Below are 354 nucleotides of genomic sequence, written 5' to 3'. Positions count from 1 at the left end.
TCGCGAGCAAGCTCGCTCCCACAGGGTTTGTTGCGCTGAATCAGGCGTAGTAGTCGACCGCGCTGGTGCCGATGACGCTGGTCGTACCGGCCGCCACTTCAGCGATGCTGGCGGGAGCGACTTCATCCACCGAATCCACCCGTCCGCCCGAGGACGTGGTGCGTCCGGCCTGGGCCTGCTGCTGGGCTTGTTGGTCCTGGTTCTGCGAACCACGGGATTGATCCGACACGTTCACATCGACCTGCCCCATGCCCTGCTGGGCAAAACTGTCGCGCAAGCGATGCATCTGGCCTTCGAGGGCTTCACGAACGCCAGCGTGGGCGCTCATGAAGGTGACCTGAGTCTGCTGGTCCG

Annotated in this window: 1 protein-coding gene; it reads right to left on the bottom strand. The window is 64.1% G+C overall.

The annotated features are described in order from the left end of the window. Positions 1-40: 40 nt before the first annotated feature. On the bottom strand, positions 41-354 hold a 314-nt coding region (locus OC610_RS29040), incomplete at its 5' end, for a flagellar hook-length control protein FliK (RefSeq protein WP_264433288.1).

The sequence above is a fragment of the Pseudomonas agronomica genome (genome assembly GCF_025917275.1).
GTDB classification, from domain to species: domain Bacteria; phylum Pseudomonadota; class Gammaproteobacteria; order Pseudomonadales; family Pseudomonadaceae; genus Aquipseudomonas; species Aquipseudomonas agronomica.
Note: the sequence above shows the minus strand (reverse complement) of the source record. Positions and strands in the feature narration are given on the sequence as shown.